This window comes from Rhodococcus sp. OS5, from assembly GCF_056837585.1.
In genome coordinates this window covers 2,133,276-2,151,306 of sequence record NZ_CM166368.1, presented here as the reverse complement: position 1 = coordinate 2,151,306, position 18,031 = coordinate 2,133,276, and the positions used below count along the sequence as shown (strand labels likewise).

At 62.2% G+C, this 18,031-nt stretch carries 14 protein-coding genes; 5 read left to right on the top strand and 9 right to left on the bottom strand.

The window, feature by feature from the left end; all coding sequences use genetic code 11:
- Positions 1 to 2 precede the first annotated feature (2 nt).
- The 3 genes from ACVZUB_RS09935 to ACVZUB_RS09925 form a co-directional block, all read right to left on the bottom strand.
- A complete protein-coding gene (locus ACVZUB_RS09935; RefSeq protein WP_482628317.1) occupies positions 3 to 4,187 on the bottom strand; it encodes a bifunctional nitrate reductase/sulfite reductase flavoprotein subunit alpha in 4,185 nt (1,394 codons plus the stop codon).
- A gap of 180 nt (positions 4,188 to 4,367) precedes the next feature.
- Positions 4,368 to 5,201 carry a DUF3626 domain-containing protein gene (locus ACVZUB_RS09930; protein ID WP_063316678.1) on the bottom strand — a complete coding sequence of 278 codons (834 nt, stop codon included), beginning with the start codon at positions 5,199 to 5,201 and terminating at the stop codon, positions 4,368 to 4,370.
- Between the two features lie 7 nt (positions 5,202 to 5,208).
- Entirely contained in the window at positions 5,209 to 6,345 is a 1,137-nt protein-coding gene (locus ACVZUB_RS09925) for an FAD-dependent oxidoreductase (protein ID WP_063316679.1), read from the bottom strand.
- A gap of 74 nt (positions 6,346 to 6,419) precedes the next feature.
- Between ACVZUB_RS09925 and ACVZUB_RS09920 the strand changes: the two genes are divergently transcribed.
- Positions 6,420 to 7,100: a TetR/AcrR family transcriptional regulator gene (locus ACVZUB_RS09920; protein WP_063316756.1), complete on the top strand. Its 681-nt coding sequence runs from the start codon at positions 6,420 to 6,422 to the stop codon at positions 7,098 to 7,100.
- 12 nt (positions 7,101 to 7,112) lie between these two features.
- Here the strand turns inward: ACVZUB_RS09920 and ACVZUB_RS09915 are convergent, their stop codons facing one another.
- Entirely contained in the window at positions 7,113 to 8,024 is a 912-nt protein-coding gene (locus tag ACVZUB_RS09915; RefSeq protein ID WP_030535095.1) for a LysR family transcriptional regulator, read from the bottom strand.
- A gap of 91 nt (positions 8,025 to 8,115) precedes the next feature.
- Between ACVZUB_RS09915 and ACVZUB_RS09910 the strand changes: the two genes are divergently transcribed.
- On the top strand, positions 8,116 to 9,201 hold the full coding sequence (locus ACVZUB_RS09910) for a TDT family transporter (protein ID WP_482628316.1): 1,086 nt from the start codon (positions 8,116 to 8,118) through the stop codon (positions 9,199 to 9,201).
- 74 nt (positions 9,202 to 9,275) lie between these two features.
- Positions 9,276 to 9,917: a dihydrofolate reductase family protein gene (locus ACVZUB_RS09905; protein ID WP_003940771.1), complete on the top strand. Its 642-nt coding sequence runs from the start codon at positions 9,276 to 9,278 to the stop codon at positions 9,915 to 9,917.
- Between the two features lie 47 nt (positions 9,918 to 9,964).
- Here ACVZUB_RS09905 and ACVZUB_RS09900 read toward each other — a convergent pair whose 3' ends face one another.
- Positions 9,965 to 10,273 carry a rhodanese-like domain-containing protein gene (locus ACVZUB_RS09900; RefSeq protein ID WP_003940684.1) on the bottom strand — a complete coding sequence of 103 codons (309 nt, stop codon included), beginning with the start codon at positions 10,271 to 10,273 and terminating at the stop codon, positions 9,965 to 9,967.
- An 85-nt stretch (positions 10,274 to 10,358) separates the two neighbouring features.
- On the opposite strand from ACVZUB_RS09900, the gene ACVZUB_RS09895 reads away from it, so the two are divergent.
- Together ACVZUB_RS09895 and ACVZUB_RS09890 are read left to right on the top strand one after the other, a co-directional pair.
- Positions 10,359 to 11,198 (top strand): CPBP family intramembrane glutamic endopeptidase, encoded by an 840-nt coding sequence (locus tag ACVZUB_RS09895; RefSeq protein WP_482628315.1) that lies wholly within the window; start codon positions 10,359 to 10,361, stop codon positions 11,196 to 11,198.
- A gap of 33 nt (positions 11,199 to 11,231) precedes the next feature.
- Positions 11,232 to 12,122: a dienelactone hydrolase family protein gene (locus ACVZUB_RS09890; protein ID WP_007727417.1), complete on the top strand. Its 891-nt coding sequence runs from the start codon at positions 11,232 to 11,234 to the stop codon at positions 12,120 to 12,122.
- On the opposite strand, the gene ACVZUB_RS09885 is transcribed toward ACVZUB_RS09890, so the two are convergent.
- The 4 genes from ACVZUB_RS09885 to ACVZUB_RS09870 all read right to left on the bottom strand — a co-directional run bounded on the left by ACVZUB_RS09885 (position 12,109) and on the right by ACVZUB_RS09870 (position 17,827).
- Positions 12,109 to 13,116 (bottom strand): zinc-dependent alcohol dehydrogenase family protein, encoded by a 1,008-nt coding sequence (locus tag ACVZUB_RS09885; RefSeq protein WP_042449681.1) that lies wholly within the window; start codon positions 13,114 to 13,116, stop codon positions 12,109 to 12,111. The genes ACVZUB_RS09890 and ACVZUB_RS09885 overlap by 14 nt on opposite strands.
- A 56-nt stretch (positions 13,117 to 13,172) precedes the next feature.
- Entirely contained in the window at positions 13,173 to 13,943 is a 771-nt protein-coding gene (locus ACVZUB_RS09880; protein ID WP_030535097.1) for a glucose 1-dehydrogenase, read from the bottom strand.
- Positions 13,944 to 13,957: 14 nt separating this feature from the next.
- Positions 13,958 to 14,305 carry a hypothetical protein gene (locus ACVZUB_RS09875; RefSeq protein WP_007727425.1) on the bottom strand — a complete coding sequence of 116 codons (348 nt, stop codon included), beginning with the start codon at positions 14,303 to 14,305 and terminating at the stop codon, positions 13,958 to 13,960.
- A gap of 234 nt (positions 14,306 to 14,539) precedes the next feature.
- On the bottom strand, positions 14,540 to 17,827 hold the full coding sequence (locus tag ACVZUB_RS09870; RefSeq protein ID WP_482628314.1) for an error-prone DNA polymerase: 3,288 nt from the start codon (positions 17,825 to 17,827) through the stop codon (positions 14,540 to 14,542).
- Positions 17,828 to 18,031 lie beyond the last annotated feature (204 nt).

The window sequence follows — 18,031 nt, the reverse complement described above, 5'->3', positions numbered from 1 at the left end:
CGTCAGTAGACGTCCCGGACATAGCGCTTCTCCGCCGAAAGAGCCTTCACGTATGCCTCGGCACTGCGAGGAGCCAGTTTTCCGTGTTGAGCGACCACCCCGTTGAGGGCACTGTCGACGTCCTTGGCCATCCGGTTGGCATCGCCGCAGACGTAGAAGTGCGCTCCTTTCTGCAACCACTCCCACAGCAGCGCACCCCGCTCACGCATCCGGTCCTGCACGTAGACCTTGTCGGCTTGATCCCGGGAAAACGCGAGGTCGAGTTCGGTGAGGAATCCGTCTTTCCGCAATTCTTCGATTTCTTCGCGGTAATAGAAGTCGGTCGCGGCGTGCTGTTCTCCGAAGAACAGCCAGTTCGGACCCGTGTGCCCCAATGCCCGCCGCTCATGCAGGAAGGCACGGAACGGTGCAATGCCGGTCCCCGGACCGACCATGATCATCGGGGTTTCGGGATCGGAAGGTGGCCGGAAGTGGGTCGACTTCTGCACGTAGATACCGATGTCGTCATCGTGAGCGTGGTCGGCGAGGTAAGTCGAGCACACTCCACGCCGTGGGACACCCGCAACGTTGTATCGCACCGCGGACACCGTCAACTGCACTTCGCGTGGGTTCTCTTTCGGGCTGGAAGAAATCGAATACAGCCGCGGCTGAATCGGTTTGAGCAGCGAGAGCCATTCGTCTGTCGAGGCACGAACGGGCGACTGCGCGAGAATGTCGACGGACTGTCGTCCCCACGACCAGTCTTTGAACGTGGAGACATTCTCCGGCTTCAACAACTCGGCCAGGTCCGAATCGCGGGTTCGTTGATGCACGAATCGAATCATGTCGGTCGAGATTCGAGTGATCTCCAAGCGCTCGGTGAGCGCGGTACGCAGCGTCATTTCCCCGTACTGCCCCAGTTCGACGGTCTCGTCACCGTCGAGGCCGGCAAGGGTGAGCCACTCGTCGACAAACGGAGAGCTGTTTCGGGGCCAGACTCCGAGAGCGTCGCCGGCTTCGTAACTGACCGTGTCACCTGGAAGGTGAAAGCCCAACTGCCGCACGTCTTTGGAAGAACCCGGACGGTTGAGCACGACATTGCGCGTCAAGGCTGTGGTCAGCGGCGCCTTCTTGTTGTATCGCAGCGGCGGCGACATCGCCGGTGAAATCGGCGCGGCTGCAACGGTTGTCCCAGAATTCTTCTTTGCAACGAGGACGTCGGTCGTCTCGCCGGCCACCGAGCTCCGAAGCTCAGCCGTGACCGCCTCCAGCCATCCAGCAGCGGTGTCCTCGAAATCGGGCTCGCAGTCGGCGCGATCGACGATACGACTGGCTCCCAGTTCGGCAAGGCGGGCGTCGAGCTTTCGTCCGTGTCCACAGAAGTCGGCATAGTTCGAGTCGCCGAAAGCGATGACTGCATAACGTGTCTCGGACATGCGGGGCGCCGTGTCAGCAGACAACGCATCCCAGAAACCGCTGCCGTTGTCCGGGGATTCGCCGTCACCGGAGGTACTGGTGATCAGCAGGACCTCTCTGGTAGCTGCCAGGTCGGCGGCCGGGAATTCGTCCATCGCGTGCATCACCACGGGTAAGCCGATTCCCCCGAGACGAGTGGCGCACTCAGCAGCGAATTCTTCCGCGTTTCCGGTCTGCGATGCCCAGAGCACCACGATCGGCGCGCGCTCGGATCCAATACTCGGACTCGATGACAACGCAGGCCCGTCGGTGTCAGGAAGTGAGATCCGCGAGTACAGGCCGGCCAGAACACCGTCGACCCACATCCGCTTTTCGGCATCGAAGGGTGCCGTCGACGGCAAGGTAGGTACCCCGGCAGTGCGATCGGCGTCCGCACGCAACGCTGCGAGAAGGCCGGCCAGGTAGCTCTGCTGGAGCGCATCGAATACCACTGCAGGTGTTCCTGTTTGACCGAGGACATCTGCGAGGACATCGGTTCGCGACAACGCCCGATCAGCTGGCGCGGGAGCCAGCAGCGCCGCCTCGGCGAGCACTGTTTCAGGTGTGTTCACGGCGACCTTCGTCATAGTGACAGCGCAGGCTTTGAACTCCGGTTGCTGCGAGGCAGGGTCGATGGCGTCGTTGGTGACGGCGTTGATGGACAGATATTCGCCGAAGGCGTCGTTCCAGTGAAATGGGGCAAAGCAGTTCCCCGGACGCACTCGGTCGGTGACAACAGCCGGAAGCACAGCGCGACCGCGGCGTGAGGCAACCTCGATCGCATCCTGGTCGACGATGCCGAGCCTGGCGGCGTCGTCGGGATGGATCTCGACGAAGGGACCTGGGTTGAGCTTGTTCAACTTGGCCACCTTGCCGGTCTTGGTCATGGTGTGCCACTGGTGCGCGAGACGACCGGTGTTGAGCAGGAAGGGGTAGTCGTCGTCGGGCATTTCGGCGGGAAGCATGTGCGGCCGTGCGAAGAACATCGCACGGCCAGTGGCGGTGGGAAATGCGAGCCGCGGAGTGCTGCCGTCCTCGCGGATCAGGAGCCTTTGACTGACACCGTCATTGACGTATCGGATGGGATGACGGTCCTGATCACTGTCTGGCGGGCATGGCCACTGAATCGATGTCTTGCGGAGGCGCTCGTAGGTGACGCCGCGTAAGTCGTAGCCGGTCTTCGGATTCCAGAACTGCTTGATCTCTTCGAACACCTCTTCGGCACAGGTGTAGGTGAACGCTTCGGCGTACCCCATCTCGCAGGCGATCCGGGCGATGATCTGCCAATCAGGCAGCGCCTGCCCAACCGGATCCAGTGCCTGCTGAAAGAGCGTCAGGTTGCGTTCGGAATTGATCATCACTCCGTCGGACTCTGTCCACAGCGAAGCAGGCAGCAGAACATCGGCGTATTCGTTGGTCTCGGTGCCCAGGAAAGCATCCTGGGTGATGACGAGGTCGGCCTTCTCCAAGCCGTCGATGACGGTCTTGCGGTTGGCTACCGTCGCAACGGGATTGGTGCAGATGATCCAGCACGCTTTGATGTCGCCCGCCGCCATTCGGGAGAACATGTCGATGGTGCCACCGCCGATGTCGGTGCGCAGCGAGCCCTGCGGGATCCCCCATCGGTCCTCGACGAAGTCGCGATCGGCGTCGACCATCACGGCGCGCTGACCTGGCAAACCTGGCCCCATGTAGCCCATTTCACGCCCACCCATGGCGTTCGGCTGACCGGTCAACGAGAACGGACCGCTGCCGGGCTTGCAGATCGCACCGGTCGCGAGGTGAAGGTTGCAGATGGCGTTGGTGTTCCACGTGCCGTGGGTGCTCTGGTTCAAACCCATTGTCCAACAGCTCATCCAGTTGGCGGCCTCACCGATCCACTGCGCTGCCGTGTGGATGTCGGCTTCGGAGATACCGGTGATCTCGCTGACCTTCGCAGGCGTGTACTCCGCGAGGAAACTGGGCATGACCTCCCAGCCTTCGGTGAAGTCGGCGATGAAGTCCGGATCGGTGTGGCCGTTTACGACGAGCAGGTGGAGTAGTCCGTTGAGTAGCGCGAGATCGGTGCCGGGAGCGATCTGCAGGAACAAGTTCGCCTTGTCGGCGGTGGCGGTGCGTCGAGGATCGACGACGATCAACTTCGCGCCCGCCTTGACCCGCTCCTGCATTCGAAGGAAGAGGATCGGATGGCAGTCCGCCATGTTCGCGCCGGTCACGAAGAACACGTCGGCATGTTCGAAGTCCTGATAGGAACCGGGCGGTCCGTCGGCCCCGAGCGATTGCTTGTATCCGGTGCCGGCACTTGCCATGCACAGTCGGGAATTCGATTCGATCTGATTGGTCCCGATGAAGCCCTTGGCCAGTTTGTTCGACAGGTACTGAGCTTCGAGTGACATCTGCCCGGACACGTACAACGCAAACGCGTCGGGACCGTGCTCGTCGATGATTGCCCGCAGGCGCTGGGCGGTGTCAGTGATGACTGCGGCCATGTCCGCCGCTTCGATCGCATCACCTCGGCGCGGACGGCGATATGCAGATTCCATGCGCCCCGGGCCTGCGAGCATGTCTGCGGTCGTGGTGCCTTTGGTGCACAGACGCCCGAAGTTGGTGGGATGTGTCTTCAGACCGGAAGACTTCGCAGCCTTCCGACGTCCCGTCTCCGGATCGGTGATGATGTCGAGGACAAGACCACAGCCGACCCCGCAGTACGCGCAGAGTGTGTCGACACTGGTGGTGGTGAGTTGAGCGCCCATCGATTCATGCATCCCTTCGACCGAGGATCAAGGTCGACTTCTATCTTCGGATGCAGTTGTTTCGGGAGTTCATGCTCGATGTTGCGTATCAATCACTCTTTCCTCACCGCGCCCTTCGGACCGATGTGCGGTCCCGGGACCGGCGGTCGTCGACGGGCAGCTGTACGCGAATGCCCAGTTCTACGCTCTGCCGCCGAATCGAGCGATGTAGTGCCAAACCTTCTTGACGTCCTGCGGATCGAAGGATGCACCCCGTGCGAGCCCCAGTACGGCAGGCGTCAGCCGCCTGCCGTGCGCAATTTCTCGGGCAAGGTCGATCACGGCCGCTCCCCGGTATTCGGGATGTTCGGCTATCTCGTCGACATCGACCGCGTATCCCTCGTGCCACAGCACCGGGCACGTGAGCGAGTGGGCGATCTCTTCGATCAGTGTGCCCCGGTAACTCGGATCCAGAACGAGCGCCTCGACGTCCGTTCCGATGTCGACGGCGCCGTGGACGTGCGCCTCGATGTAGTGGTCGAGCGGATCGTCGAGCTCGGCAGCCCGTGCGGCGTCGACCAAGCTCATCGCTTCGGCCGTTCCGAAGAGATCAGGCTCGAAGACGCTGTCGGGAAAGCAGAAGGTGGTGCGGTCGAGTGTGTGCTCGGCAAGCCGGAAGTAGGACGAGCCGAACCGAGGGGATGCCCCGTAGGGATCGGCGGAGAAGTTCAACGATCCGTACTTCGCCCGTTCCGAGGGCTCTCGCTCGTCGTAAGCTCCGCCGAATATCCGACTCTCCCAACGCCAACGATCGCCGCCGTGATGCGCCGTCAGTCCGCCGTTGCTCGTTCGAGTCTCGAACTGGGTCACATAGGTGCCTTGACGTGCGATCGAGGCCAGTGTCAGACCACGTTCAGACGGGAGGTCCGGATGAAAGTGCAACGTCACCCGGTGATTTCGATCCAACGGGCCGCCCTTCGAGAGACCGCTCACGTGCGCAATCGCGGCAGACCAAGGAGTGGAATCAACAGGCATTCGCCCATTATCCGGATATGGAAGCAGCGCCGGTGAAGAAATCGACCAGTGAATACGGTGTGCCTTCACCGAGGCAGAGATCAAGGATCACGTGCGAGTCCGCGGCCTCGGATGCGCTGCGCACGAACATCGCTTCTTCGTACTCGGCGAGTGCCCCTTCGATGTCGTCGGGGTGCGTGGCGATCGCCTTTCCCAGTTCGGCGCCGTCGAACATCGCCAAGTTCGCACCCTCACCGGACGGGGACATCAGGTGCGCCGCGTCACCGAGGAGCGTCACCCCAGGCACGCGATCCCATCGGTGCTCGTCGGGAAGTGCATGGATCGCGCGCGGAATCGGAGCGGTTTCGCCATCGGTGATCAGCGCCGTGAGTTCCGGTGCCCAACCGTCGAACTCGGCCGCGACCCGCGCTGTCGCAGCGGCGGCGTCGGTGAAATCGATACCGGCAAACCACTCCGCCGGACGGTTCAGCTGAACGTAGGTGTGCACGATGTCTCCCGCCTCTCGATGCGCGGCGATCGCATTTCCTGGTGCGGGCGCGTACATCGCCCCGTCCCCGACGGCTTCGGCTGCAGCCGAATGCTTCTCGTCGACGTCGTAGAGGTAGGTCTCGACGAACGTGGTGCCGACGTATTCCGGCTTCGCATCGGAGAGCAGCGGCCGGACCTTCGACCAGGCACCGTCTGCACCGACGAGAAAGTCGGTGGTCACTGTCGAACCGTCGACGAAGGTCAACTCGTGGCGATCATCTCCGAGCGAGCGCACAGTGTCGACTTTGCGTCCCCATTCGATCGTGTAGTCCGGAAGGGAATCAATCAGGATTCGACGGAGGTCGCCGCGCAGCACCTCGGGACGTGCTCCCGTGCCGTCGTCGGGTTCGTCGAGGAGCACGGCGGCGTGTTGATCGAGTACGCGCGACGCGGCGCCGCCCGCGTGGATGATCGCGCGGAACTCGTCGGTTAGGCCGGCAGCGTCGAGCGCGGCCTGACCGTTGTGTTCGTGGATGTCGAGTTGACCGCCCTGCGTGCGAGCTTCTGCCGACAGTTCCGCCTCGTAGATCTTCGACCGAATTCCATGAACGTGAAGGACACGCGCGAGGGTCAGACCGCCGAGGCCCGCCCCGATGATCGTTATCGAGTTGCTCATGTTTGTTTCCTTTCAGGCTTCGATTGGAACGTCGTTCCAATGACATCTTGGAACGGCGTTCCAGATATGTCAAGATGGTTCGCATGGCGACCAGGAATCAGCGGACCGAACGACGTACGGATGCGCTCTCGAAGGAGCGAATCGTCGAGGCTGCGATCGAGATCCTCGACGACGAGGGCGAAGCCGCGCTGACATTTCGCGCACTCTCCGCACGCCTGGCAACAGGTAGCGGGGCGATTTACTGGCACGTTGCCAACAAGAGCGAACTGCTCGCCGCGGCGACCGACGACGTCATCGCCCGCGTGACAACCGGTGCAACCGAAGGCGCAGCCCCACGGGAGGCGATCCGGACCATCACCCTCGGCGTGTTCGACGCGATCGACGCCCACCCCTGGGTCGGCACCCAACTCTCACGTGAACCGTGGCAATCAGCGGTGATGCAGATCTTCGAAAGTCTCGGCGAGCAACTCCAGGCGCTCGGCGTTCCCGAATCGGCACAGTTCGACTGCGCGTCCGCGCTCCTGAACTACGTGCTCGGTCTCGCCGGACAGTACGCCGCGGGCGCCCGTCTGCTCCCCCGTGAGACAGATCGGTCCGCTTTCCTCGCGGGCGTCGCCACGCGATGGGAAGAACTCGACTCTGCGAAGTACCCGTTCCTCAATCAGGTGACGGCGCAGTTGCGCGACCACGACGACCGAGAACAGTTTCTGGCAGGCATCAACCTCATCCTCGCGGGGATCGACACCGTCCGATAGCGGCCGTAGCCGTCAGCGTGAATGAACAGCGGTGTTGGATCCGAGCGCTATATCGAGGAAATCTCTTGCCGCACCGCGCAATCCGCGATCGGGATCCCAGACGGCTTGGAGTCGACGCGGCATCCGCAAGCCGTCGACGTTGACCGCGACCAGTCGGCCGTCCGTCAGGTCGGCGGCAACTGCCAGCGACGACAGAACAGCCGGGGCGTTGCCTGCCACCACCGCAGCCTTGACAGCGGTACACGAGGTGAGCTCGAGCAGCGGCGGCACACAATCGGGAACAGCATTCTCGAGCGTCAGGCGCGTACCGGACCCTGATTCTCGCTGAATCAGCGGTGTGCGTGCGAGTTCCTCGACCGGAACGGGCACACCATTCGCCCAGTCGTGTCCCGGCGGCACAACCACGACGAGGTGATCACGCGCTACTTCGCACGACGCGAGCGCCGACGGCACATCCGGCCCTTCGACAAATCCGATATCGGCCTGGCCGGCCTGAACTTGAGCAGAGACGTCCGAGGAATTGTGCAAGCTCACCGACGCCACGACGTTGGGGAACTTGTGCCGCATCGCGACCGTCCATCCGGGAACCAGATACTCGGCGATGGTCATGCTGGCGGCAACCGTGACGGCAGCATCACGTTCACCGCGAAGTGCGGCAACTCCCGATGCCATTTCCTCGGCACTGACGAGGATGTGACTTGCCCACTCGAGAATCAGACCGCCCTCGGCGGTGGGACGAACACCGGTCGCCGCTCGATCGAACACCTTGATTCCGAGTTGGCGTTCGACCGAACGCACCCGGGCGCTGACCGCCTGCTGACTGAGTCCGTGCTCCCGGCCGGCAGCACCCATGCTGCCCAGACGCCCTACGGAAAGGAGGACGTCGAGGGCACTGAGTTCCGGCACCCGAGGAGACAACGACATAGTCCCAAGATTAGACCCACAAGGCGAGTTTGTGGGCATTCAAGAACAACCGGTCTACCGGTACGGACCGGATGAGACGACAGTGAAATACATGACCACCACAACGAGTTCCACCTTCGCCCACATCACTCCGAACTGGTTCGCGGCAGCGATGGGAACGGGAATCGTGTCGGTGGCCGCCGCTTCGCTCGAACCGGAGATCGAGGGCTTGAAACTGGTCTCCGAGATCTTCTGGGTTCTGGCGGTTCTCGTACTGTGCGCCTTGATCGGAGCATTTGCCACCCATTGGTCACAACATCGATGTCAGGCCCTCGCCTACCTGCACAGCCCCGCGATGTTCCCCTTCTACGGCGCCGTCGCAATGGCACTGCTGACCGTGGGATCCGCAACCGGCATCACCGGCCCGGACTTCCTCGGCCACGACGTGGCGATCACCGTGTCGCTGACACTGTGGACACTCGGCACGGCACTCGGCCTGGTCACCTACGTCGTGATGATGATTCGACTCGTTCGAGATGCCGGGATGGCGACGGCAATGCCGTTCTGGCTCCTGCCCGTCGTACCTCCGATGGTCTCGGCCACCACCGGCGCAGCGGTCAGCACCCACATGCCCGAAGGCGCTCCACGCATCGCGGTACTGGTTTTCTGCTATATCCTGTTCGCTCTGGCGCTGACCGCCGCCATCGGCATTCTGGTAGCCGTCGCCAGGCAGTTCGCACGCAACCGTTCGGCCGGCGTCGACGTGATCCCGTTCAATGCCATTCCCTCACTGTGGATTCCGTTGGGCGTGATCGGACAGTCGATCGCGGCATCCAACCTGTTGGCCGCCGCCTCACGGCATGCACTCAGCCCCGAGCATGCCGACACCCTGCACGAATTCGGGATCGCCTACGGAACCGTCGTCGGAATCATCGGCGTGATCGCGTTTGTCACCGTCACCGTCGTCACCATCCACGCACTGCGCCGCGGCTTGGACTTCTCGCTCGGCTGGTGGAGCTTCACCTTCCCCATCGGAGCATGTGCCGTCGGAGCGAATGCCTTCGGAGTCGCCACCGGTTCCACCCTGATCCTGGGAATCGCACTTGCCCTGCTGACCGTACTGATCCCCATCTGGGCAACCGTCGCGGTCAGGACCGTCCGGTCGATCCGCAGTGGAGTTCTACCGGCGGCTGCATGAATTCGCACCGATGAGTTTTGGCTCGCCGTACGGTCTGTACTCACGTAGACCATTGTCGAGAGCAGGAGTACACGGTGAGTCAGTTATTGCGAGTGCAGAATTTCGGCGTTTCGAGTGACGGAATAGCCTGCGGTCCGGACCAGAGCTTCGAGAGCCCGTTCGGCCTGGACCACGGTGAAATGTTTGCGTGGGCAGGAGCTACGGCCAGCTGGCCCAATCGCACCGATCCCGGCGGCAGCCGAGGCCTCGACGACTATTTCACGCGGGACTTCTCCAACAACATCGGCGCCGAAATCATGGGCCGCAACAAATTCTCACCCTACCGCGGCCCTTGGGAGAATCTCGAGTGGCAGGGCTGGTGGGGCGACGAGCCACCGTTCCACACCCCGGTTTTTGTCTTGACCCACCACGTGCGGCCGTCGTTCACGCTATCGGACACGACATTCCACTTCGTCGACGCCGACCCCGCGACGGCCCTCGCGCAGGCACGTGAGGCAGCGCAGGGCAAGGACGTTCGACTCGGCGGCGGAGTCAGCACTATCCGTGAATTCCTCGACGCCGATCTGGTCGACACGATGCACATCGCTGTCTCCCCGATCGAATTCGGATCCGGTCTACGACTGTGGGAGACACCTGACGAGTTACTCGACCGCTTCAACCTCGACGTTGTGCCGAGCCCGAGCGGCGTGACGCACCACCTGTTCTGGCGGAAGTGACGTGTTGGGGCAGCTCCGTAAACGGGAGCTGCCCCAACAGTTACGCACTATTCGCCGGTCTCGACCTGGCGCCCCGACTGGTACCACGCCATCGTTCCACCGGCCACCGAAACGGCATTGATGCCGCGAGCCTGCAGATACTCAGCGGCTTGCAAGCTCCGACCACCGACGGCGCAGATGATGTACACCGTTTCCGCGTCCGGAATTTCACCCACGCGAGAGACGAATTCGCTGAGCGGAATGAGCGTCGCACCGGGAACTCGGACCTGAGCGAACTCGTCGGCCTCACGGACGTCGATCAACGGCTCACCCGCTGCCAAAGCCGTGTCCAGTGCATTCAAATCGACTTCCAACATTTCTTCTGCGCCTGCCTTCGTGTTCGCTGCTGTCCGAATAGACGGTACCCGGGCGTTTTCGTGCAGCTCCCTTTACGATCTGACAATGACCAATACGGTTCCCGAAAAGTCCGGTTTTTGGAGTCGCCCCACCGTGTGGAAAGTGCTCCTGCTGATCGTCGTCTACCTGGCGTTCTATCTTGCTGTCGGGCAGGTTACCTCCAGGGTTTTTGCAGACCAGATCGACACGGACAATGTCGTGGCAAGCGCCTCCAGCATCCTCCTCGGCGTCGCATTGCCCATCGCGATCGGCGGGATCGCCCTGCTGGTTTTCACGACAAAGGTCGGCTGGCTGCGCGGCGTCTTCGGCCCACAACCCATTCGTGGGCGGGGTTGGATGTGGATCGGTCCGATCATCGTGGTCGCCGCCATTGTTGCGCATCTGGCGGGAACCGATTGGAGCGCCTGGACCACCGGCGAGGTAATCGCCCTGCTGGTGCTCGGTGCGTGCGTCGGCCTGACCGAGGAATTGGCCACCCGTGGCCTGGCAGTGAAGATGTTGCGCGACGCCGGCCACCGGGAACGCTTTGTCGCCGTCGTGTCTTCACTGGTGTTTGCACTCATGCACACCGTCAACCTCATCGCCGGGATGAAGGCGTCAACCGTTCTGGTCACCGTGGTCTACACCTTCGGTTTCGGTATGTGCATGTACCTGACAATGCGTGTGACGGGCACGATCTGGGCCGCAATCGTGTTACACGGCCTCACCGACCCCACCACAATTCTCTCGACCGGCGGGCTGGACACTTCGGTGACCACGGAAGTGAGCGGCGCCGCCGCCATCACCTCTCTACTGACGGTCCTCTTGGTCGTCTTCGGGGTGACCGCCGTCTTCCTCATTCGAGATCGAATCGGCGAAGATCGGCACACACCCGTCTCGGCCTGACCGACCGCGACCGTACAAGACATACTTGTGCCCATGCCTTCTCGAACCACGTACTCGTTCGCCGTCGTGACTGCATCGTGTCTGCTGGCACTCTCCGGTGCCGTCACTCATGCCACCGCGGGGGTTCCGACAACTCCCGAAGTCGCGACCACCGAATCCATCGCGTCGGAATCGATCAGCGATCTGTATGCAGCCAAGGGCGCGCATGAAGTGGCTGCCGATTCAGTTCCCGGGTACCAACTGTTCTACCCAGCCGGCTTGTCGTCTGATGGCAATCGGCATCCCGTCGTCACCTTCGGCAACGGCAGCTATGCGACTTACGAAGAGTACGAAGCGCTCCTGCAGCATCTCGCTTCTTGGGGTTTTGTCGTTGTGGTGGCCGACAGCAGCGTCACCGGCGACGGGACGGAGATCTTGGGGGCTGCCCAGTACGTCGTCGATCAGAACACCAACGCTGAGAGCATTTTTCACCAGCGGATCGACACCGACAACATTGCCTCGGTCGGACACTCCCAGGGCGCCGGTGGCGCGATCAACGCGGCAACCCAGTCCGCGAATCTGATCACCGCCACGGCGGTACTCGATTTGCCTGACCCGTGGTGGGCCTCGCGACCTGTCGACGTGATCGACGTGGCCCAGTTGACCGGACCGACGTTCTTCATGACCGGCGCCGACGACCCGGTCTCCACCGCCGATCCGCAAGCTGAGTACTTCGACAAAACCGCCGGACCGGCGGTCCGCGGCAGACTGCTTGGCGTCGGCCACAATTGGGCCGCAGATGGCGAAGGATTCCGGGGCTACCTCACCGCGTGGCTGAGATTCACCCTGAGCGGCGACCAGACTGCCGCACGTGCATTTGTCGGCGACTCGGCGGAAATCCTCACCGATCCCCGTTGGGACCGGCAAGCGATCAAGGGTTTGTGATGACGATCTTGCCGTAGGCCTGCCCGGATTTCTGCTGCTCGAAAGCGTCAGCGAGGCGGTCGAGGCTGTAGGAAGAATCTATGACGGGACGAAGCGCCAGGCTCTCCAGCCCGGCGACCATCTCCTCCTGATGTGCACGACTGCCCACCAGAACACCTTCGATGGTGACCTGTTTGGTCAGTAGCGAAGTCAGGTCGATCGACGACGAGGGGCCGTTCATGATGCCCAGCGCGCAGATTCGCCCGCCGGGTCGGACTGCCGCCAGAGATTGGCCGAGGGTGGACGGCCCGCCGACGTCGAGGACGAGGTCGATCCCGCCGCTGAGCCGCATCGCTTCCGAACCCCAGTCCGGGCGCTCACGGTAGTTGACCACGTGATCGGCACCGAGTTCGGTCAATCGAGCCATCTTGTCGGGGGCCGACGAGGTTGCGATCACCTGGGCTCCAACAGCTTTGGCCAGCTGGACGGCAAACAACGCTACCGTGCTGGTCCCAGGGATCAACACCGACGACCCTGGGATGATCGGGACTCCGGCAAATAGTGCGCGCCACGCTGACAATCCCGCGGTGGGCAAGGTAGCGGCTTCCTCGTAGGTGTAGTTTCGCGGCATCACTGTCACAGCAGATACCGGCACGGTGACGGTGTCGCGGGCGAACCCGTCGACACCGTCACCCGGCGAATTTCCGAATCCGTCGAAATCCGGTGTGCCGCTCCGCCAATGCGGCAAATAGGTGCTCATCACGCGATCTCCGACGCTGAACTGCGTTACGCCGTCTCCGACCGCAACGACCTCCCCGGCAGCATCGGACAACAGGATCCGCGGACCGTCGGTCGCTATCTCTCCGGTCGCCACGAGGTAGTCATGGTGGTTGAGCGAATTCGCGTGGATCGCGATCGTCACCTCACCCGCACCCGGGCCCGGGGTCTCGATCGTCCTCGATTCGAGGTTGTTCAATCCTCCAGGCGGGAGTACGTACACGGCGCGGTTGGTCATGGTGTGGATCCTCGCACGAATGGTGATCGGGTGACGTTCGGAAAGGGTTCTGCTGCTCAGAGGAGAGAAGCGGTGAACCCTCCGTCGAGAACCAGGCTGCTGCCGTTGCACCACGACGACTGGTCGCTCGCAAAGAACACTGCGGCGGCGGCAACTTCCTCGGTCCGGCCATAGCGCGTCTGCTTCGTGACCATCAGGTCGTCGAATCCCCCGGACTCGAGGCCGAGGGCATTCTCGAAATCCTGCTGGTGACTCTTGACCAGGTCGGTATCGATGAATCCGGGCAGCAATGCATTCGCGCGGATTCCGTGGAAGCGAAGTTCGGCTGACAGGGTTTCGGTGAGATTGCGAACTGCTGCTTTGGCTGCGGCATAGCTGCCGATCAAAGGCGAGCCGGTGGTCGACGAGATCGACGAGATGTTCACGATCGAACCGCCACCGGATGCGACGAGAGCGGGCAGCGAATGACGCACTGTCAAGAACACTCCATCGAGGTTGACCGACATCACTTTCCGCCAGTCCTCGAACGAGGTCTCGATCAGCGGGGTCGTGGTGGCGATACCGGCGTTGGGTACTACGACGTTCAGTCCGCCGAACTCTTCGACCGCTCTGGCGACGAGATCCTTGACCTGCTGTTCGTCGGTGACATCAGTGGTGACAGCGATAGCTCCGTCGATCGAGTCCGCCACTGCCTGTGCTCCGCCACCGTTGATGTCGGAGACCACGACCCTCGCGCCCTCCGCCCCGAATGCCCGGGCAATGGCGGCGCCGATTCCGGCACCTGCGCCGGTGACAATTGCAACTTTGTTCGCGAGAAGATCGGACATGTCAGCGTTCCCCTTCAGTTCTCGGTCGGGACGTAGAAAAGCAATTCGGGTCCGGTGTCACCGGTGGTCGCGATGGCCTCGGACATGTCGAGAGTTCCGTCGCCCAAAGCACTTCCCAACGCCTGCGCGGTGCCCGCGAGATCTTCCGTGTCGAGTTGATAGATGCTCAGGTAGCGGCGCGCGGGCAATGCATCCTCGGGCAGCAACTGCACATCCGCCAGGAAGAATCTGGAGGCGGAGACAACTCCGGGCACTCGTTCGACGACCTGCGGAATATGCACGTCGTCGTACCAGCGGTTGAACGCATCCTCCGAAGACGGATCGGCGGGGTGTACGTGTGCGACGAGAATCGCTGTGCTCATGAAGTTCCTCTTCGACTCGAAGTGCTTTTGGTTCAGCGCGTTTGGAAGGCGACGATATTCACGCGCAAGGCAACTGACCGCGGCTGCGTGTGGTGAATCGATCGCGCTCAAGCGACAACCCTAGGGAGCAAATGTGACCCGCACCATATGCTCGGAGGTCAGAGTTGAGCTCCACATTTGTCCTCTCGGCACAAAACTGTCTCTCGGCACTAACACGGTGGCCAGAATCAGGCGTTAACGGAAGTCTCGCGATTTGGCCGTAACTCGCAGATCCATCAGCTGCATCCGGTCTGCCACGACGGTGACAGCGCCTTCTGCATTCTGCACCTTCCCTCGAATAAGCAACGCCGGCGCCGTATTTGCCAATTTTCGGTACTTTGCCCACAACCCCACCGAACACACGACGTTGACCATGCCGGTTTCGTCCTCGAGGTTGATGAACGTGACGCCCGCAGCTGTGGCCGGACGCTGCCGGTGTGTGACTGCTCCCCCCACCAGCACACGGTCACCGTCCGGGATGTCGAGAAGTCTCGACGCCGGCACCACGCCGAGCGCGTCGAGCTGTGGGCGGAGGAATTGTGTCGGGTACGTGTCGGGAGATACTCCTGTCGCCCAGACATCCGCCGCCGCTAATTCGACGTCGCTCATGCCGGGCAGGGTGGGAGCTGTGACCGACGCACCGATACCGGGCAAGCGGTCGGGGCGCTCCCCCGCCGCAGCGCCCGCTGCCCACAGCGCTTCTCTACGCGAGATACCGAAGCTGGCTAGCGCACCGGCGGTCGCCAGCGATTCAGCTTGTGCGGTAGTCAGTTCCACCCGCCCCGTCAGATCGAGAAACGACGTGAACGGTCCACCGAGGTCGCGCTGTTCGACAATTTTCTCGGCGAGTGCATCGCCGATGTTGCGCACTTCCCCCAGCCCCAGCCGAACCTCGAATCCACCTGCCTCGACGGTGGCATGCGCGAGGCTGACATTGATGTCTGCACCGTGTACCTGCACTCCGTGCCGGCGCGCATCGGCGACCAAGGACTGCGGCGAGTAGAAACCCATGGGCTGCGCGCGCAGAAGTCCGGCGCAGAACGCAGCGGGATGATGAAGTTTGAACCACGAGGAGTAGAAGACCAGCGCGGCAAAACTCTGTGAATGGCTTTCCGGGAAACCGAAATTAGCGAATGCATACAGCTTTTCGTAGATCCGGTCGGCAACCTCGTCACCGATGCCGTGTAGGTCTCGCATGCCCTGATAGAACCTCGCGCGCAGTTGTTCCATCTTCTCGGTGGAGCGTTTCGATCCCATTGCCCGACGCAATTGATCGGCCTCGGACGGCGTGAAGCCCGCAACGTCGACGGCCATCTGCATCAACTGTTCCTGGAACAGCGGAACCCCCAACGTGCGTTCGAGTGCCTTCTCGAGCGACGGATGGTCGTAGGACACAGGTTCGAGTTTGTTGCGCCGACGAATGTACGGATGCACTGATCCGCCTTGGATCGGCCCCGGACGGATGAGCGCGACCTCGACTACCAGGTCGTAGAAGTTTCGAGGCTTCAGACGCGGCAGTGTCGCCATCTGCGCACGTGATTCCACTTGGAACACACCCACCGAATCTGCCCGCTGCAACATCTCGTACACCGCTGTTTCCGACAGATCGAGTTGCGCCAGATCGACTGTGATGCCTTTGTGTTCGGCTACCAGGTCCATCATGTAGTGCAAAGCTGAGAGCATGCCGAGGCCGAGCAGATCGAACTTGACCAGCCCAGCGGCAGCGCAATCGTCCTTGTCCCATTGCAGGACACTGCGATTGGCCATCCGCGCCCACTCCACCGGGCAGACGTCGGCGATGGGACGATCGCAGATGACCATGCCGCCTGAGTGGATACCGAGGTGCCGCGGATAGCCTTCGATCTGCGCCGCCAGTTCGAGTACCGGACGCGGAATATCGGTATCCGCATTCTTGTCGATACCACCCCACCGGCCGACCTGCTTACTCCACGCATCTTGCTGTCCCTGCGAAAAGCCCAGCGCCCGAGCCATGTCCCGCACCGACGACTTTCCTCGATAGGTGATGACATTGGCTACCTGCGCGGCATACGTACGCCCGTACTTCGCGTACACGTGCTGGATCGCCTCTTCCCGGCGGTCGGACTCGATGTCCACGTCGATGTCCGGCGGGCCGTCACGTTCAGGCGCAAGAAACCTCTCGAACAGCAGTTTGTTGCGAACCGGATCGACATTGGTGATGCCGATCGCGTAACACACCGCCGAGTTCGCAGCGGAACCTCTTCCCTGACAGAGGATGTCGTTGTTCTTGCAGAACGACACGATGTCATGCACCACCAGGAAATATCCGGGAAAGTTCAATCCCTCGATGATGGCAAGTTCATGTTCGAGCTGTTCGTATGCCTTCGGTGCACCTTCCGGCGGTCCGTAGCGTTCCAGCGCCCCCACCATGGTGAGCTCACGCAACCACGACGCCTCGGTATGCCCGGCTGGCACGTCGAACGGTGGCAATTTGGGCGCGATGAGCTTGAGATCGAAAGCGCACTCACGACCAAGATCGGCGGCACCACTGACAGCCTCGGGATAGAGCGAGAACAGTGCCGCCATCTCCGCGCCGGACCGCAGGTGCGCTCCGCCGGTAGGGGCCAACCATCCTGCTGCCTCGTCCAAGCTTTGACGCGACCGCACAGCCGCCATTGCCATGGCGAGGCGTCGACGCGGAGGAGCGGCGAAGTGCGCGGCGGTGGTCGCCACCGTACGTAGTCCATGCTCTCTCGCCAATTCGGCCAGAACGGCATTGCGCTCGTCGTCCTCCGCCAACCCATGATGAGTGAGTTCCACCGACACTCGCTCCGCCCCGAAACGCTCGACCAGATCCCCCAAGGCATCCGCCGCTGCTTCGCGACCACCCGACGTCAAGGCTTGCCGCACATGACCTTTCCGGCACCCGGTCAGGATCTGCCAGTGGCCACCGGCCGCTTCGGTCAGCACGTCGTAGTTGTACTGCAGTTTGCCCTTCTCGCCGCCCGCCAGATGCGCGGCAGCGATCTCCCGCGAGAGCCGGCGATACCCTTCCTGCCCACGGGCAAGTACCAGGAGGTGCGTTCCACCGGGATCTGCCGTGCCGGTTCTGGGTACCGAATCCAGAGACAACTCAGCCCCGAACACGGTGCGCATTCCCCATTCACGTGCGGCTTCCGCAAACCTCACCACGCCGTAGAAGCCGTCGTGATCGGTGACGGCGATAGCTTCGAGCCCGAGACGCACTGCTTCCTCGACCAGCTCTTCCGGCGGTGATGCACCGTCGAGGAAACTGAAGGCCGAGTGAGCGTGCAGTTCTGCGTAAGGAATTACACCGGCACCACGGGTGAGCTCGCCCGCGTGGTATTCGCCGCGCTTTCTTGACCAGGCGGGGCTGTCGCTTCCATCGCCCGGAAACAAATCCTCATGTTCCACACGGCCGGGTCGTCCGGAAAGCACCCGTTCCATCTCGGACCACGTCGGCGGCCCATTTCCCCAACCCACACTGACCTCGCACCTGATCGAGTCGGCCGTCAGGGACGACCGACTGCTCGAGGATGCCGAAAGGGAAGACGCACCACATGCATCGAACTGATGTTCGATGCTGATTCAGTCTGACAGGTCACTCACCCACAGTCAACAGAGCGAATCTCAACCCTCACCGTCTCGTCACATTCAGATGTACGCATGTCTGCACTCCGTTCACTT

What these genes read in the sequence shown, in the direction of transcription:
- ACVZUB_RS09920 (WP_063316756.1), top strand. Translation starts at nt 6,420, where the DNA reads ATGGTTCGCATGGCGACCAGGAATCAGCGGACCGAACGACGTACGGAT.
- ACVZUB_RS09910 (WP_482628316.1), top strand. Translation starts at nt 8,116, where the DNA reads ATGACCACCACAACGAGTTCCACCTTCGCCCACATCACTCCGAACTGG.
- ACVZUB_RS09885 (WP_042449681.1), bottom strand. Translation starts at nt 13,116, where the DNA reads ATGACCAACCGCGCCGTGTACGTACTCCCGCCTGGAGGATTGAACAAC.
- ACVZUB_RS09890 (WP_007727417.1), top strand. Translation starts at nt 11,232, where the DNA reads ATGCCTTCTCGAACCACGTACTCGTTCGCCGTCGTGACTGCATCGTGT.
- ACVZUB_RS09880 (WP_030535097.1), bottom strand. Translation starts at nt 13,943, where the DNA reads ATGTCCGATCTTCTCGCGAACAAAGTTGCAATTGTCACCGGCGCAGGT.
- ACVZUB_RS09930 (WP_063316678.1), bottom strand. Translation starts at nt 5,201, where the DNA reads ATGCCTGTTGATTCCACTCCTTGGTCTGCCGCGATTGCGCACGTGAGC.
- ACVZUB_RS09915 (WP_030535095.1), bottom strand. Translation starts at nt 8,024, where the DNA reads ATGTCGTTGTCTCCTCGGGTGCCGGAACTCAGTGCCCTCGACGTCCTC.
- ACVZUB_RS09900 (WP_003940684.1), bottom strand. Translation starts at nt 10,273, where the DNA reads ATGTTGGAAGTCGATTTGAATGCACTGGACACGGCTTTGGCAGCGGGT.
- ACVZUB_RS09925 (WP_063316679.1), bottom strand. Translation starts at nt 6,345, where the DNA reads ATGAGCAACTCGATAACGATCATCGGGGCGGGCCTCGGCGGTCTGACC.
- ACVZUB_RS09895 (WP_482628315.1), top strand. Translation starts at nt 10,359, where the DNA reads ATGACCAATACGGTTCCCGAAAAGTCCGGTTTTTGGAGTCGCCCCACC.
- ACVZUB_RS09875 (WP_007727425.1), bottom strand. Translation starts at nt 14,305, where the DNA reads ATGAGCACAGCGATTCTCGTCGCACACGTACACCCCGCCGATCCGTCT.
- ACVZUB_RS09935 (WP_482628317.1), bottom strand. Translation starts at nt 4,187, where the DNA reads ATGGGCGCTCAACTCACCACCACCAGTGTCGACACACTCTGCGCGTAC.